The organism is Streptomyces sp. NPDC007896 (assembly GCF_042959425.1).
Lineage (GTDB): Bacteria > Actinomycetota > Actinomycetes > Streptomycetales > Streptomycetaceae > Streptomyces.
Genome location: NZ_JBIBKX010000005.1, coordinates 66969 through 81717 on the forward strand (window position 1 = coordinate 66969; position 14749 = coordinate 81717).

Consider the following 14749-nt stretch of genomic DNA (forward strand, 5'->3'; position numbering starts at 1 on the left):
GCCACCTTTTCGTAGGTGTCAGTCCTTGGGAGCGGGGATACGGCCCGGGGGCTCCGGCTCCGCTGTCGGCAGGAACCGGCCGACGAAGAACTTGTACAGGGCCGCGCCGACCAGACCGCCGGCCAGTGGACCGAGAATCGGCACCCAGAAGTAGAAGTTCCCGTACTGATCTCGCCATGCTCCGCCGTACCCCGTGAGGAAACTGGCCAGACGGGGACCGAAGTCACGTGCCGGATTGATGGCGTAGCCCGCGTTGGTACCCCAGGCCATGCCGATGCCCACGACGACCAGGCCGATGATGAACGGGCCCAGGTTGGCGCCAGGCGGTGTGTTGAGCAGGTCCGTGATGGCCAGGATCAACAGCAGCAGGATGGCGGTCCCCATGACCTGGTCGCGAAAGGCGCCCCACTCGTAGACCGGCAGGTTCGTGTTGCCGTTGGCGGGGAGCGTGGAGAACACGATCTGCGTCTTGAAGGTGTGACCGGGGTCGGCCTTCGCCAGCGCCTCGGTGTAGTTCCACCGCACGAGGAGGGCCGCCACGAAGGCGCCGGCCGTCTGCGCCAGCGCGTAGGGCGCCACCTTGCTCCACGGGAAGCCCTTGAACGCGGCCAGGGCGACGGTCACCGCGGGGTTGAGATGCGCGCCGCTCAGCCGTGCCGCGACGTAGACACCCATGGTGACGCCGATGCCCCACGCCCAGGAGATGCTGTCGTGGTTTCCGAGGCCACCCGGCGGAGTCGTGAGCGCTCCGCCGGCGACCACCTGGGCCACCACGCCGCAACCGAAGAGGATGAGAATCATGGTGCCCGCGAATTCGGCCGACAGCTCGCCCAGCAACCCCGACCTTTTGAACCGCTCAGTCATGTAAGCCCGCCTCCCGCCGGCTCAGCACCGGCCGTCGACTGCCCGAGTCCTCAGGGCATCAGCATAGGGCGATCAAGAAATAACCGCATAAACAGCGAAATATCGCACTCTCAGACCTGGCCATACGCCGGGACGCCCCCTTCGGGGCCCGCGCACCGATGTCCACGGCCGCGCCGGATCAGCGCTTCGCCGGGTGCCGGATCAGGCATGGGCTGCACGGCAAGGACACTCACAGCCACACAATGAGACATAACTCTAAGTAATCACAATAACGGGACAAATCGATACCACGAGGGTCTTGGTGGACCCCGCTGCCAGACTCGGTTCACGTCGAGCGGGGAGTCAGAACCCGGGGTCACTCTCGTACGGATGGCGCTTCACGAAGCCGGGGCCCCAGGCCGTTATCGAACGGCCATTCGGGAGCGGGCGGTGACAGGACCGCCGAGCCCCCGGCTCCAAGAACGCGACCGCGAGCAGCAGCACACGCCCGGTGGCCAAGGTGCCGCAGCACAGCCGCACTGGCCTCCGATACGCCGTCGACGTCCCGCATCCGCACACGCGTTCCCAGCGGGGAGAGTATCGACTACGCCGCCGGGGCGACGGCGACTGCGTCCGCCCCCTAGAGGTACGGAGTCCCCCTTGGTCCGCCGGTGGGGTATGCACCCTTCCCCGGCCGGCCGGTTCGGGCTACGAGCACTCCAAGTACGAAGATTTTGCGATCGCGCGAGGATCGCATGAACCGCTTCCCACCTGCGCGAAGTCCCTTATGTCCGCCTGCAGGACCAGGCGGTAACTCCGCGTTCACGAAGCCTCCCTTCCTCACCGTTCTACGCGCGTGCTGTCATGCACGTGCCCACCACCCCCGGTTGGGCGTCAACTCGACCAGGAGCGACGCATGTTGTGGAAGGTCCTCGGCCGCGCGGGTGTCACGCTTACAGTCGGCGCCGCCGTGCTCGCCACCGCCGTCCCCGCGAACGCCGCAAGCTACTCCGCGTTCGCCTTCTCGCAGAGCAGCAGCCAGCCGACCATCTACGACTTCATCAACTCGGCCACCTCCTCCCTCGACATGACCATGTACGAGCTGGAGGACACCACGGCCGTCAACGACCTCATGGCACTGGAGAAAAAGGGCGTCACGGTACGGGTGATCCTGGACGGCGCGCACAAGTCCGCCAACCAGTCGGCGTACAACGCCCTGACGAGCGCGGGCGCGGGAGTGGTCTGGTCGTCCTCGACCTTCGTCTACACCCACCAGAAGACCGTCACGGTGGACGGCGCCAAGTCACTGGTCCTCACCGGCAACCTCACCTCCCAGTACTACCCGACCGGCCGTGACTACGGCGTGTTCGACGACGACAGCCGCGATGTCGCCTCGATCGAGAAGGTCTTCAACGCGGACTACACGGGCACCGCGATCACCCCGACCGATGGCGACCATCTGCTCTGGTCCCCCACCGACTCCCGCAACCGCCTGCTGTCCCTGATCAACGGCGCCACCACGACGCTCGACGTCGAGGAACTGGAACTCAGCGACAGCGCGGTGGTCAACGCCATCGTGGCCAGGGCACAGGCGGGCGTCACCGTACGGCTGGTCCTGGAGACCCCCTCCAGCTACTCCAGCGAGGTGTCCGCGATCAAGGCGGCCGGCGGGACGGTCGTCGGATACTCCGACCCCAACGGCTTCTACATCCATGCCAAGGCGATGGTCGCCGACTACGGCCTGTCCACCCAGAAGGTGGAAGCCGGTTCCATGAACATCAGCAGCAACTCGCTGAGCAACAACCGGGAACTGGGCATCATCCTCACGGGCACCGGTGTGGCCCAAGCCGTTGCCACCACCATCGAGACCACCTTCAACAGCGACTACTCGGGCGGCACCACCGCCTAGAACCCGTTGCAGGCTCGTCCTTCACCTTCCAGGGCGCAATCTTGAGTCTCCCGCAGGGGGAGACAGGAAGGTGAGCTCATGGACGGCGGCACCCTGTACTCAATCGGTGAACTGGCCCGGCGCACCGGGCTGACAGTCAAGACGATCCGGTTCTACTCCGATCGCGGCATCGTGGCGCCTGCCGACCGCACCCACGCCGGCTACCGGCGCTACGCCCCGGATGCCGTCGCTCGCCTCGCCCTCGTGCGGACACTGCGCGAACTGGGACTCGGCCTCGACATGATCCGGCGGGTCGTGGATCAGGAACTCACCCTCAGCGCAGTGGCCGCGGAGCACGCCGCCGCACTGGACGTACAGATCAGCGTCCTGCGTCTGCGACGGGCGGTGCTGACGGCCGCCGCCGAACGCGAGCCCACCCCCAAGGAGATGGAACTCATGCACCAGTTGGCCACGCTGTCCGAAGCCGAACGCCGACGCCTGATCGACGACTTCCTCGACACCGTCTTCGAAGGCCTCCACAGCGGCCCCCACCATGCCGCAGCTCGGCGCTCCATGACACCCGAGCTCCCCGACAACCCCACAGACGAACAGGTCAGGGCATGGGTGGAGCTGGCGGAACTGTCCCTGGACCCGGACTTCCGCGCAGGCCTGCGGCGCCTGGCCGAAGACCATGTGGCCGGCCTGCCCGACGGCACCCCCACCACGCCACCGCGCCCGGACATGGTCGCCGTCGCCCGTGATCTCGTAAGACCAGCCGTGGCGTGCGGCATCAGCCCGGATTCGTCCCAGGCCGGTCCTGTCGTAGCGGCGCTCACCGCTCACTGCGCGCTCGCCCACGGCCGCCCCGATGACGCCGAGCTGCACCGGTGGCTGCTGCACCGTCTGGAAGCCGCGAGCGATCCGCGCAGGGACCAGTACTTCCAGTTGGTCGCGCTGATCAACGACTGGCCGGCACCGGAGCGCCTCGCCCAGGTGATCGACTGGTCCGTCGCAGCTCTGCGGATACGGGCAGCTCGCTGACGCGTCCCTCAACGCCCGCAGCTCGGGATTCCATGGCGCTACTTGACCGCGCCGCACGCACGCGGCCGGGAAGTGGCGCCCCGAGCACCGCAGGTACCGAGGTACTGGGCTTTCAAAGACATGTTGCTACGCGGACCAGGTCGGCGACCGCGCGAAGTCGGCTCTGCGACGGCCACGCGATCACCGTTGTCACGGGCGGAGCATCCAGGACCGGCACGGCGGCGAGATCCCGGCGCAGGTCGGCGCCTGCGGACTCGGGCATGATCACGGTGGTACGGCCGAGCGCGATCAGCTGCAGGAGCTGTGTCAGGTTTCGTACCTCTGCCCCCGGTCCTTCCGGGTAGCCGCCGCCAGGATCGGGCCAGCGAGCCATCGGGAGTCCCGGCAATGCGGTGACCTCGGCCACCCGGAGATGAGAGCGGCCGGCAAGTGAGTGAGAGGTGGGCAGGATGACGAGAGCGTGACCGCCGCGGCGCAGCTGATCGAGGAGCGAGCGGGACGCCTTGACGTGCTGGTCAACAACGCCGGCGCTGCGGGCGGTTGGCCGGAGGAGCCCACAACCGTCGACCTCGAGAGCGTGCGGCGGCTGGTGGAGACCAACGTCATCGGTGTCATCCGGGTCACCAACGCGATGCTGCCGCTGCTGCGCCGCTCGGCGCACCCGCGGATCGTCAACCAGTCCAGCCATGTCGGCTCTCTGGCCCTGCAGACCACGCACGGCGTCGACCTCGGAGGAATCAGCGGGGCGTACGCGCCGACGAAGACCTACCTCAACGCCGTCACCATCCAGTACGCCAAGGAACTGAGCGACACCAACATCTTGATCAACAACGCCTGCCCCTGCTATGTGGCCACCGACCTCAACGGGTTCAGCGGTACACAGACCCCTGAGCAGGGCGCGGTGATCGCCATCCGGTTGGCGGCTCTGCCCGACGACGGCCCTACCGGCCAGCTGTTCGACGACAAGGGAGTCGTGCCATGGTGATGCGAGCTGACGGATGTGTTGCCGTGCACAGCTTGCGCAGAGGAAGCACGGACTCCCCCTGACGCCGTACGGCGATGACAGCTCCGGGCTTCGCCTTGTCCACGGCCTTCTGGATGGTGCGCAAGGGGTGGTCGAGGGAGTCGGTCTCGCCCGGCTTGACCTTGACACTGTCGAAGTCGTGGAAGACCTGCTCACCGGAGGTCTTGAAGGTGGCCCCGTGGGTGCGGTACGCCGCGAGGGAGGCGGTGCAGGACCCGGCGTCGCCCGCCGCGCGCACCTTGATGTGCACCTTGCCGTCTTCGGTGGGCTTCAGGTTCTGGTCGTCGACGCGGACCCAGTCGTAGAAGTTCGTCCCGTCCAGGGAGAACTCGCAGCGATCCGCCGCGGTCACCGTACCGGCGCCCTGGCCGGGCTTGTAGGCGCTGTTGCCGCTGTCCTTGCGGCCGGTCCGCAGTCGCCCGCGTCAGGCCGAGCGCCGATGCCGATGCCGATGCCGATGCCAACGGGCACGCGATCGACCAGCACCTTCACCGGGGGAACTCAGTTCCCTCGCTCATGTGCACTGAGTGCCACACGTTCCACGCGATGCTAGGTTCCGTCCATGAGCGAGGAACCCCGCGGCGGCGACACCCCCGACACGACGACGGCGAAGCCGCCCATGCGGGACGCGCTGGTCGCGGCGGCCTTCCAGCTGTTCCTGGAGCGCGGGTACGAGCAGACCACGGTCGACGACATCGTCACGCTCGCCGGGGTCGGCCGACGGTCCTTCTTCCGCTACTTTCCCTCCAAGGAAGACGTGGTCTTCCCGGACCACGAGCGCTGCCTGACCGACATGACGGCGTTCCTGGGCGCCGGCACCGGCGAGGAGGAGCCGGTACGCAGAGTGTGCGACGCCGCCCGACTGGTGTTGCGCATGTACGCCGAGAACCCGACCTTCTCCGTGCAGCGCTACCGCCTCACCAAGAAGGTCCCGGGCCTGCGCGCGTACGAGTTGTCGGTCGTCTGGCGCTACGAGCGCGCCCTCGCGGAGTATCTGCGCGACCGCTTCACCGGCCGGCCCGACGGCACCCTGCAGGCCGACGTCATCGCCGCGGCGGTGGTCGCCGCGCACAACAACGCCCTGCGCTCCTGGCTGCGTTCGGACGGACAGAGCGACCCCGACACGGCTGTGGACCACGCGCTGGGATACGTACAGGCCTCGTTCGGCAGCTCCCCCGGGGACAGTCACGCACGGGCCGAGGAGCAGGAGGACGTGGTCGTCGTGATCTCCCGGCGAGGAGCACCGATGTGGCGCGTCGTACGGGAGATCGAGTCCGCGCTCAGCCGGGAGTGAGACGCCGAATCGCACCCACTTCCTCATGTGAGGGTACCGAGTGCCTTTACGTGTGGCACTCAGTGCCATACCCTGTGGCTCGTGCGCGGCGCTCCGGGCACCTCAGACTCCGGCCCAGTGCAGGGAGATGACACGTGTACCACTCAGGAATCGCCCTTCATCCGGGCGTCGGACCCGCGACGGACATACTCGGCAGCGACTCCGCACCGAACGGGACGTCGACCTCGGACGCTCTCCTCTTCCAGCGGTGCCGTTGGTGCGGGACGGCGATGTACCACCGCCTTCTCTGCCCGGTCTGCGCGGGCAGCGACCTGCGGACGGAGACGAGCGCGGGGGCCGGCGTCGTACGCCACGCCACCGTCGTCCACCGCAACACCCCGGCGGCCCGGAACGTCTCCCTCATCGAGATGGCGGAGGGGTTCACCGTGCGCGGTCGGGTGATGGGCGCGCCCGCCGACGTCCACAGCGGCGACCGGGTCCAACTCTCCACCGCCCAGGACCCGGTGCGCAACCAGCCGGTGTTCCAGCTCGTCGACGGTCCCTATCGCGGATGGAGTTGACGTGGGGCGGCTGAACGAACCGGCGCGCGCTGCCAGTTCGTCCAGTCACCGGGAGAGAACCCTCAGCCGTACGTGATGTCGGACGTCGCGTACTTGCAGTACGTGCTGTCGGGGCCGGTCCCGTTCGTGGTCGGTTCGGCCCCCGTGTTGTTGCCGATGTACTTCTGGCAGGGGATGATCTTCTTGCTGGAGTCCCCGACGATCTTGATGGCCTTGAGGGTCGCGCTGTCGCCGTAGTTGGTGTTGATGCCGACGAGCCTGCTTCCCTTGTAGGTGGCCTCGATCCCGTTGAGGTTGATCGCCCGCTTGTACTGCGTCTTGCAGTTGCCGCACGAGCGGACGAACGTACCGAAGGTCTGCACCGCGAAGTTCGAGACGTTCAGCGTTCCGGCGCCGTTGAACTGGAACACCTTGTCGCTGGCTTCCTTCGCGCCGCCGCCCGAGACGGTGTAGACGTTGGACGACGAGGAGCCCAGGAACGTCGCCGCGTCCTCGCCGACGTCCTCCCACCAGACGTTCTGCAGCGTGCAGCTGCCCAGGCAGTGGATGCCGTCCGCGGCGGGGGCGCCGATGATGACGTTCTTCAGAACGGTGCCGGCGGCCAGCTCCAGGATCGGCCCCTGGTCCTCGCTCTGACTGCCGGAGCCCAGGTCGCCGGTGCCGTAGAGCCGCTTCATCCCGTAGTCCTTGGTACCGGAGACCGAGATGGTGACCGAGACCGCCTGACTGCCGTTCGCGGTGGGCCAGGTGGCGGCACTCGCCGGAGACAGGCCACCGCCTGCCATGATCATGACAGCCGACAGGCCGACTGCGGCCAGGGAGCCGGTGAGGGCGCGCCGTCGGGCGCGCGGGCGTGCTGATGAGGTCATGCCCCGATTCCTCCTTCTGAACGTGGGGGCGGTCAGAGCTTTCCTGCGCCCGCGCCGGACGTCACCGAGGCGACGACGCTCGAGGCGGGCTCGGCGGTGTAGCTGTAGGGCGGGGTGGTGAAGGTGCCCACCCGCGAGATCTCGGTGGCGGCTCCCCCGAGGTCGTTGCCGCGCAGGTTGGCGTATCCGTCGACGTCGCTGTCGCGGTTGGTCGTGACGGCGACCGTCGTGGCGCGGAAGACGTTGTTCTCGACGAGCATCTGGGCGCCCATGCGGGAGTGCACGGCTGTGTCGGCCCCGACGACGTAGTTGTCGTAGAAGTGGCCGGTGCCGAAGCGCAGGCTGGGGATGCGGGAGTTGACGTTGTTGAACCAGTTGTGGTGGTACGTCACCCGCAGATGCCCGGTGTCCTCGCTCGCGTTGCTGTCGCTGTGGCCGACGAGCGAGCCCTTGTAGTGGTTTTTGAAGGTGTTCCAGGACACGGTGACGTAGTCGGAGCCGTGATTGATGTCGAGCAGACCGTCGTAGTAGTCCTTGCCGTGGTCACGGTCGGACGAGAAGGAGTTGTGGTCGATCCACACCTTCGTCGACGCCTGCACGGTGATGCCGTCGGCCGGCTTGAGCGGCTTGCTGATGTTCAGGTTGCGGACGACCACATTGGTCACCTTCTTCAGCCGCAGTCCGCCGCCGGTGAAACCGGACGCCGAACCCACACCGAGAACGGTGGTGTTGGAGCCGATGTCGACCTGGCCACCGAGCGTGATCAGGCCGTTCACGCGCACCACCTTGGCGGTGTCGCCCGTGACGGCCGCCTTGAAGGCGTCGAGGGTCGAGACGGTGACGGCGGCGGCTCCCCCGCCGCCGGCGGTCCCGGCACCGAAGCCGACCGGTGAGGTGTCGGCCGCCGAGGCGGACGACGGGAGGACGAGAGCGGTGGTGACGGCCAGGGCGGCCGCGATGACCGCGGCCAGGGTCAGTCTGCGGGTGCGTGTTCGTGGGGGGCGAGTACGCATGCGGGTGCGTCCCTTCGGGAGTGCCGTAGGTCATGTACACGAACGATGAACACCATGGCGTACAGCATGAGGCGCTCATGACGCTCACACCGAGGATCTTCAGCTCCAGGGAGTGCGCACATTCCCAGGTGATGCGGCTCGGAGATCTGATGTCTCACATATGAGATGTCAGGCGCGGGTCAGGCTGCTGAACGGGAAACGTAAGGGGTAAGCGCTTTCTAGTCAACGCTTCGCGCAGAACACATCCGGTCGACTCCCCTGCCCCGCCCGGTCGGTGGCACAAGGAAGCCGGGCCCGATCCACGGAGGGATCGGGCCCGGCGAGGTTGTTCGGCCGCGCCGCGAGGGATGGCGCGTCAGCTGAGGCCGAGGTCGGAGAGAGCGGTGGTCCAGTCGTTGATGATGGCGTCCTGGGCGTCGGAGAGCGGGACCGTACCCGCGCAGACTGCCTTCTTGAGCTTGTTCTCGACGGTGTCCTTGTTGGCCGCGGTCTTGGTGCCGTACTGCGGCTCGGGCCAGAGGTTGAGCTCGCTCTTCGGGGCCCCGCCGAGCTCCAGGGGCACGAAGTGGTCTTCCTCGTAGTCCGAAGTGCTGGTGTCGGTGTAGCCGTACTCGACGATCTGCTTCTTCTTCAGGGCGGTGGTGTACGAGCTGGAGGGCCGTACGGTCGCGGTCCAGCCGGAGACACAGATCGTGGAGTCGATGGTGGACTGGGTGACGTCCGGGTTGAGGGCGCCGGGCTGGCAGCCGGGGTCCGGCAGGGGGAGGTAGGCCTGGCTGCACGTCGCGGCGTGGGCGCTGCCGGTGGCGACGGTGATGCCGGCGGCGGCGAGAGCGAGGGCGGACAGGGAGGTGATGAGGGGGCGGGATATGCGGGACATCGTGGGGGTCTCCCGATGTGGTGCCCGGCAGGAGTTCCGGGCGGTCGTGCGCATGACAGCACTGAGAACGTCTATGCGGGTAGACCCTTTGACCGGACCGGGAGACGCTTGATTGAAGGTTTGTCTATGGCCTGACAGCAACGGATGAAGTCATGGCCCCGGCTTGGTTGTTCAACGCGGGACGTCTTCGGAGCCGCCTCGGCGTCGGGGGACCGCGTGCGGGAAACGGCCGACGGATCCGGCCTCGGCCCCGAAGCCCCCGGGGCGGAACGCACGGTCGGTCCGGAGTGAAGCCGACCACTCTCTGTCGGCGTCTCCCCCACCAAAGGGACGCGCGTCGGCGAGCTTGTCGCCGCCCGCCACGAGAAGTTCGTCGCCCTCGCGAGACGGCTGGGCAACGCCCCCGGTGATGCCCCGAGGACTCCTTCGCAGTGCCGGCGCCGCGAGCCCCGTCAGGGGCCTCGTCGTGGGCCTCGTCGTGGCGGCCCGGGCGGTCGCCGTCGACCGGCGTCACACGGGCGGGGTAACCCCCTCACATTCGAGGGGGCTGTCTCGTCATAGAGGTATGAACTCGAAAATCAGGTACGCCAGTCTCGGTCTCCTGGCCGTGACCGGGCTGTACACAGGCATCTGGGCCTACTGCTCCCCGACGAGTTGGTACGCGAACTTCCCCGGCCTCGGACTGAGCTGGCTGCCCCAGCTGGGCCCCTACAACGAACACCTCACCAAGGACGCCGGAGCCATGTTCCTGGCCCTGGCCGTCCTGACCGTCATCACCCTGCGCTCCGTGCACAACACGCGGCTGGTGCAGACAACAGGTGCCGTGTGGCTGCTCTTCAACGTGCTGCACTTCAGCTACCACGTCCAGCACCTCGACATGTACAACACCCGCGACCAGATCCTCAACGTGGTCTTCCTCGCCGCACTCATCCTGCTCGCGGCGCTGCTGCTGCTCCCCGTCCTCCCCGCACGACAGGACCGCGCACGATGACCCACAACCGCGACGGCGACAACGGCAACGTGAGCGCGAAGGAGGAGCCCGGCATGCGGGTGGCGGTGGCAGGCGGTACCGGACTGGTGGGACGGTTTGTGGTCGAGGAGCTGACGGCGGCCGGGCACCACCCGGTGGTACTGGCCCGGTCCACAGGGGTGGACCTCGTGACCGGCACCGGACTCGACGCGGCCCTGGCCGGCGTGGAGGCGGTCATCGACGTCACCAACGTGACCACCACGAGCGGCAAGAGGGCCATCGCCTTCTTCGACCGCGTCGCCCACGCCCTCCTGGACGCCGGTGAACAAGTCGGAGTCCGCCACCACATACTGTTGTCGATCGTCGGGATCGACCGGGTCGGCCTCGGCTACTACCAGGGAAAACTGCACCAGGAGAACGTGCTGACGAGCGGGCGGACGCCGTGGACGGTGCTGCGCGCCACCCAGTTCCACGAGTTCGCCCAGCAGACCCTCGACCGGGTCCCTGGACCGCTCGCCGTCGTACCCCGGATGCGAACCCAACCCGTCGCCGCCCGCGAGGTCGCGCAGCACCTCGTACAACTCGTCCCCGGCCCGGCCCAGGGCATGGCCCCCGAACTCGCCGGACCACGTGTCGAACAGGTCGTCGACATGACGGGGCGACTGCTGCGGGCCCGCCACCAGCGCCGGCTGCTGCTGCCCGTGAAGATGCCCGGCGCCACCGGCACGGCCATGACCGGCGACGGCCTGCTCCCCACCGGACCCGGCCCCCGCGGCAGCCAGACCTTCGACGAATGGCTCACCCACCACGCCCACCAGGGAGGATGACGGCCCCGTGTCCACACCCCCGGGACCCGCCCAGGACCCCACCCTCGGCAGCCTCATGGCCGAACGCCGCCGCCTGCTCAACCTCGGCTACCGCATGCTCGGATCCCTGCAGGACGCCGAGGACGTGGTCCAGGAAACCTACGCCCGCTGGTACAGCCTGCCCGAGAAGGAACAGCAGGCGATCGTCGCACCGCTGGCCTGGCTGACCCGGGTCGCCTCCCGGATCTGCCTCGACCACCTCACCTCGGCCCGCGTCCGCCGCGAGCAGTACACCGGTGAGTGGCTGCCCGAGCCCGTCCGGCACAGTGCCGCGTGGACCAGCGCAGGCGATGAGGGCGGGGCCGACCCCGCCGACCGGATCACCCTCGACGAGTCGGTCAGTATGGGCATGCTGGTGGTCCTGGACTCGTTCACTCCCGCGGAGCGCGTGGCCTTCGTCCTCCATGACATCTTCGCCATGCCGTTCACCGAGATCGCCGACACCGTGGGCCGCACCCCCGCCGCCTGCCGCCAGCTCGCCTCCTCCGCCCGCCGACGCGTCGCCGACCAGCGGCCCGGCCGCAGTACCGCGGACGAACACCGCCAGATCGTCACCGCGTTCCGCCACGCCTGCCGGACCGGCGACCTCGACACCCTCGTCGCGCTCCTCGACCCCGCCGTCGAGTCACGCAGCGACGGAGGCGGCAAGGTCCGCGCCGCCCTGCGCCCGATCATCGGCCGGGACAAGGTCGCCCGCCTCTTCCTCGGCCTCATGCGCAACGAACCCGAGGTGGAACTCATCGAGGAGGACGTCAACGGCACCCCGGGTGTCACCGTCCGCATCGCCGGCACCACGATCGCCGTCCTCGCCGTGGACATCCACGACGGACTGATCACCGACGTGTGGATGGTCCTCAACCCCGACAAGCTCCACGCCTGGACCGGCTACGAAACCCGCTGAGGAGCGGAGCTGCGCGGCCGGATCGTCCTGCTCGCGTGGGTCTACCGCGGCTCGAAACTCGGCTCGACGCCCGTCAGGTCGCGGCTGAGATCCCACAGCCGAGCCGCGACCCGGGCGTCGGCGAAGTGGTCCCGGACAGGTTCGAGCCGCGGCTCGCCGCGCAGGCCGAAGACCATCGGCCCCCACAACTGCCCTCCTCTCACCCCGGGGTCGAGGACGGCCCGCACCGCGGGCCACGCACCGGCCTCCTTGCCCTGGACGAGGAGACCGGCAGGCAGGCCGCGCAGCCGTGCACCGGCACTGCGCACATGCACCGGCGGCCGGGAAGGGGTCAGGGAGTCCAGCGCGCCGCCGGGATGAGCCACCACACTCAGCACCGGGCTGCCGACCGCCCGCAGACGGCGGTCGAGCTCGAATCCGAAGGTCATCTGCGCCAGCTTCGAACGCCCGTAGGTGCGCTTCGGCCGGTAGTCCCTGCCGGACTGCGGATCGTCCAGGTCCAGCCGCTCGGACCGCGCCGCGAAACTGCCGACCGTCACGACGCGGGCCGCCGGTGCGGCCGACAGCAGCGGCGCCAGCCACCGGGTCAGCGCGAAGTGCCCGAGATGATTGGTCCCGAACATCAGCTCGTTGCCGTCCCCGGTCCACCGGCGCGGCGGCTCGTCGAGCGCCACACCGGCGTTGCAGACCACCGCGTCGAGGCGCTCCGTCTCCAGCGAGTCCACCGAGGTCCTGAGCGACGCCAGATCGGCGAGGTCCAACCGAAGATGGCGCAGCCGCGCACCGCGGACGCGGGATCGGATCGAGCCCATGGCGGCTTCGGCCTTCGCCGGATCCCGGCTGCCCAGGACGACGGTGGCCCCGGTCCCGGCGAGTTGCTCGGCGACGAAATACCCGATGCCCGCGTTGCCGCCGGTGATCAGAAAGGTGCTGCCGTCGGCACGCGGCAGCCGACGGACATCCCATGACCGGGTACGGGACATGGACGATATGGGCGACATGGGGGCAGGCTCCTGGTGCTGAGTACGACGGGACGGCTCCAAAGTCGCAACAGCGGCTGACAGATCACCTACACGTCACCGACAACCCCGACAGGCCCCCGACAACCCCACCCAAGCTCGAGGTCGCCCTGCACAACGGACAACCACTTCTGTCCGGACAGCAACCACATCCTGTCCTGGGACCGGAACTACGACTCGGACGAGGGGCCGAAGTTCTCCATGAACTTCCCGCCCGTACAGATGAGTTGTCCCGAGGGCATGACCGTGACACGGACAGGAGGGGGTGAGGGCCCGGCGGTGGCCGGGCCCTCACCCCCTCCTCACGTGGTCAGGGAGATGCGAATCCCGACCGTGCCGTCCGTGCCCCGCCGCAGACGGCTGCCGAAGAGGGTGAGACGGCCGATGATGCCGTACTTGCCGGCGATCAGCTGTCGGTAGCGCGCGGTGGCGGCCGGGTCGAGGATCTCCGCCGTGGCGGGGACCTGCTCGCCGGTCGGATTGCCGCGCACGTCGCACGGACCCACCAGGACGTCGGCCCGGTTGCGGATCCGCTTCACCTTCCAGGAGTCCGCGGTGGTCCAGGCGCCGAGCGCCGCACCGTCGCGGACCACCCACACGGGCGTCGCCACCCCCGTACCGTTCTTGCGGTAGCTCGTGATCAGCAGGAACTTGCTCGAACCGAGCGCGTCCAGCTTCGTCTCGTCCATGCGGGAAGTCTAAGCAGTCACGGCCGGGAGTCCAGGCCGCCCGTTCAGGACAGCTGGCCGTTGTAGTCCGGCAGCTTGAACGTGCGCTCGGCGTGGCCGCCGACGAGGTCGGAGTCGTTGTTGCCGACATTGGCGATGATCGTGTAGCCCAGCGACTCGATCTCCGCGCGCTTGCTGGTCTTGTAGGTGCTGACCTCGTCGAACAGATCGGGCAGGTCGCGCGTGTAGAGACCGGAGACCGGGTAGCCGACGCTCGTCAGGTTCCACTGCGTCAAGGACGAGATGATGCCCGGACGTGCGCTGATGAAGAAGATGTCGACGCCGCGGGAGCGCGCGTAGCGGGCGAGGTCGAGCGAGGGCTTGACCGCCGGGGTCGGCAGCTCGTACCACGGGTGGAAGTCCGTCTCCAGCGTGGTGTTGTCGATGTCGAAGACGAGGGCCAGCTTCTGCCCTGCGGCGTTCGCGGTGCGCTGCTCGACGTAGGGCCGTGCCTGGTCGATGACCGCCTTGACGTCGCTCTGCCAGGTGGCGTAGTCGACCGCGGCCGTCGTCGCCGTCGCGCTCACCGCCGTCCGGGCCGGAGCCGCGGCGGCGGTCCCCGCAGCGGTGACCGTCCCCCCGATACCCAGCGCCACGACCGCCGAGACCGCGCCGATCCGGCGCCCCACACCGCGTCCTGTCATGCTCGTCCCCTTTTCACGTCGGAGCGGCGAGGTTCCTCGACCTTCGCCGCTGGACAGATGATCGTGCCTAAGGATGTACGAGAAGGGAAGAGGAAGTTACTGATCGGTAGAAGAACTCGTAGCCGCTGTCCTCCCCTCCGACGCGGGGTGGCATACGGGGTCATCCCGTGTGAGCCTGGGCTCGCGGGCGGCGGGCCGCGATGTCGGCA

General features: G+C 68.3%; 14 protein-coding genes and 3 pseudogenes. 8 read left to right on the forward strand and 9 right to left on the reverse strand.

The genetic code is table 11. The features are described from left to right. Positions 1 to 18 precede the first annotated feature (18 nt). The gene (locus ACFZDJ_RS17675) at positions 19 to 864 is read right to left on the reverse strand and encodes an MIP family channel protein (RefSeq protein ID WP_390935996.1); all 846 of its coding nucleotides are present in this window, start codon (positions 862 to 864) and stop codon (positions 19 to 21) included. Between the two features lie 895 nt (positions 865 to 1759). Here ACFZDJ_RS17675 and ACFZDJ_RS17680 point away from each other — a divergent pair. Both ACFZDJ_RS17680 and ACFZDJ_RS17685 read left to right on the forward strand, forming a co-directional pair. Next, positions 1760 to 2752 carry a phospholipase D-like domain-containing protein gene (locus ACFZDJ_RS17680; RefSeq protein ID WP_390935998.1) on the forward strand — a complete coding sequence of 331 codons (993 nt, stop codon included), beginning with the start codon at positions 1760 to 1762 and terminating at the stop codon, positions 2750 to 2752. A 78-nt stretch (positions 2753 to 2830) separates the two neighbouring features. Beyond that, positions 2831 to 3772, forward strand: a complete 942-nt coding sequence (locus tag ACFZDJ_RS17685; protein ID WP_390936000.1) for a MerR family transcriptional regulator — start codon at positions 2831 to 2833, stop codon at positions 3770 to 3772. A gap of 112 nt (positions 3773 to 3884) precedes the next feature. Here the strand turns inward: ACFZDJ_RS17685 and ACFZDJ_RS17690 are convergent. Further along, positions 3885 to 4229: pseudogene (locus tag ACFZDJ_RS17690) on the reverse strand (LysR family transcriptional regulator); the annotation flags it as partial. Between ACFZDJ_RS17690 and ACFZDJ_RS17695 the strand changes: the two are divergent. Beyond that, positions 4221 to 4757: pseudogene (locus tag ACFZDJ_RS17695) on the forward strand (SDR family NAD(P)-dependent oxidoreductase); the annotation flags it as partial. The pseudogenes ACFZDJ_RS17690 and ACFZDJ_RS17695 sit on opposite strands and share 9 nt — an antisense overlap. Before the next feature lie 130 nt (positions 4758 to 4887). On the opposite strand, the pseudogene ACFZDJ_RS17700 reads toward ACFZDJ_RS17695, so the two are convergent. Next, positions 4888 to 5178 (reverse strand): annotated as a pseudogene (locus ACFZDJ_RS17700) (hypothetical protein); the annotation flags it as partial. Between the two features lie 237 nt (positions 5179 to 5415). On the opposite strand from ACFZDJ_RS17700, the gene ACFZDJ_RS17705 reads away from it, so the two are divergent. Both ACFZDJ_RS17705 and ACFZDJ_RS17710 read left to right on the forward strand, forming a co-directional pair. Then, entirely contained in the window at positions 5416 to 6090 is a 675-nt protein-coding gene (locus ACFZDJ_RS17705) for a TetR family transcriptional regulator (RefSeq protein ID WP_391060560.1), read from the forward strand. Between the two features lie 134 nt (positions 6091 to 6224). Beyond that, entirely contained in the window at positions 6225 to 6650 is a 426-nt protein-coding gene (locus ACFZDJ_RS17710; protein ID WP_384918331.1) for a Zn-ribbon domain-containing OB-fold protein, read from the forward strand. 62 nt (positions 6651 to 6712) lie between these two features. On the opposite strand, the gene ACFZDJ_RS17715 is transcribed toward ACFZDJ_RS17710, so the two are convergent. From ACFZDJ_RS17715 to ACFZDJ_RS17725, 3 genes are all read right to left on the reverse strand, one after another. Further along, complete coding sequence (locus tag ACFZDJ_RS17715) at positions 6713 to 7519, reverse strand: pectate lyase (protein ID WP_391059977.1); 807 nt, start codon at positions 7517 to 7519, stop codon at positions 6713 to 6715. A gap of 32 nt (positions 7520 to 7551) precedes the next feature. Continuing rightward, positions 7552 to 8532, reverse strand: a complete 981-nt coding sequence (locus tag ACFZDJ_RS17720; protein ID WP_391059979.1) for a polysaccharide lyase family 1 protein — start codon at positions 8530 to 8532, stop codon at positions 7552 to 7554. Between the two features lie 355 nt (positions 8533 to 8887). Further along, entirely contained in the window at positions 8888 to 9412 is a 525-nt protein-coding gene (locus ACFZDJ_RS17725; RefSeq protein ID WP_168514508.1) for a hypothetical protein, read from the reverse strand. 565 nt (positions 9413 to 9977) lie between these two features. On the opposite strand from ACFZDJ_RS17725, the gene ACFZDJ_RS17730 reads away from it, so the two are divergent. Genes ACFZDJ_RS17730 through sigJ form a run of 3 tightly spaced genes read left to right on the forward strand, consistent with a single transcriptional unit; the run spans position 9978 to position 12149 of the window. Continuing rightward, complete coding sequence (locus tag ACFZDJ_RS17730; RefSeq protein WP_391059981.1) at positions 9978 to 10403, forward strand: hypothetical protein; 426 nt, start codon at positions 9978 to 9980, stop codon at positions 10401 to 10403. Beyond that, positions 10400 to 11209: an NAD(P)H-binding protein gene (locus ACFZDJ_RS17735; RefSeq protein ID WP_391059983.1), complete on the forward strand. Its 810-nt coding sequence runs from the start codon at positions 10400 to 10402 to the stop codon at positions 11207 to 11209. Before ACFZDJ_RS17730 ends, ACFZDJ_RS17735 begins: the two co-directional genes overlap by 4 nt. A 7-nt stretch (positions 11210 to 11216) precedes the next feature. Further along, positions 11217 to 12149, forward strand: coding sequence for an RNA polymerase sigma factor SigJ (gene sigJ / locus ACFZDJ_RS17740; protein ID WP_391059986.1), 933 nt, complete (start codon positions 11217 to 11219; stop codon positions 12147 to 12149). A gap of 41 nt (positions 12150 to 12190) precedes the next feature. Here sigJ and ACFZDJ_RS17745 read toward each other — a convergent pair whose 3' ends face one another. The 3 genes from ACFZDJ_RS17745 to ACFZDJ_RS17755 form a co-directional block, all read right to left on the reverse strand. Next, positions 12191 to 13150 carry an SDR family NAD(P)-dependent oxidoreductase gene (locus ACFZDJ_RS17745; protein ID WP_391059988.1) on the reverse strand — a complete coding sequence of 320 codons (960 nt, stop codon included), beginning with the start codon at positions 13148 to 13150 and terminating at the stop codon, positions 12191 to 12193. Between the two features lie 320 nt (positions 13151 to 13470). Beyond that, positions 13471 to 13857, reverse strand: coding sequence for a PPOX class F420-dependent oxidoreductase (locus tag ACFZDJ_RS17750; protein WP_168499104.1), 387 nt, complete (start codon positions 13855 to 13857; stop codon positions 13471 to 13473). Positions 13858 to 13901: 44 nt separating this feature from the next. Further along, positions 13902 to 14540, reverse strand: a complete 639-nt coding sequence (locus ACFZDJ_RS17755) for an HAD family acid phosphatase (RefSeq protein ID WP_384918304.1) — start codon at positions 14538 to 14540, stop codon at positions 13902 to 13904. Positions 14541 to 14749 lie beyond the last annotated feature (209 nt).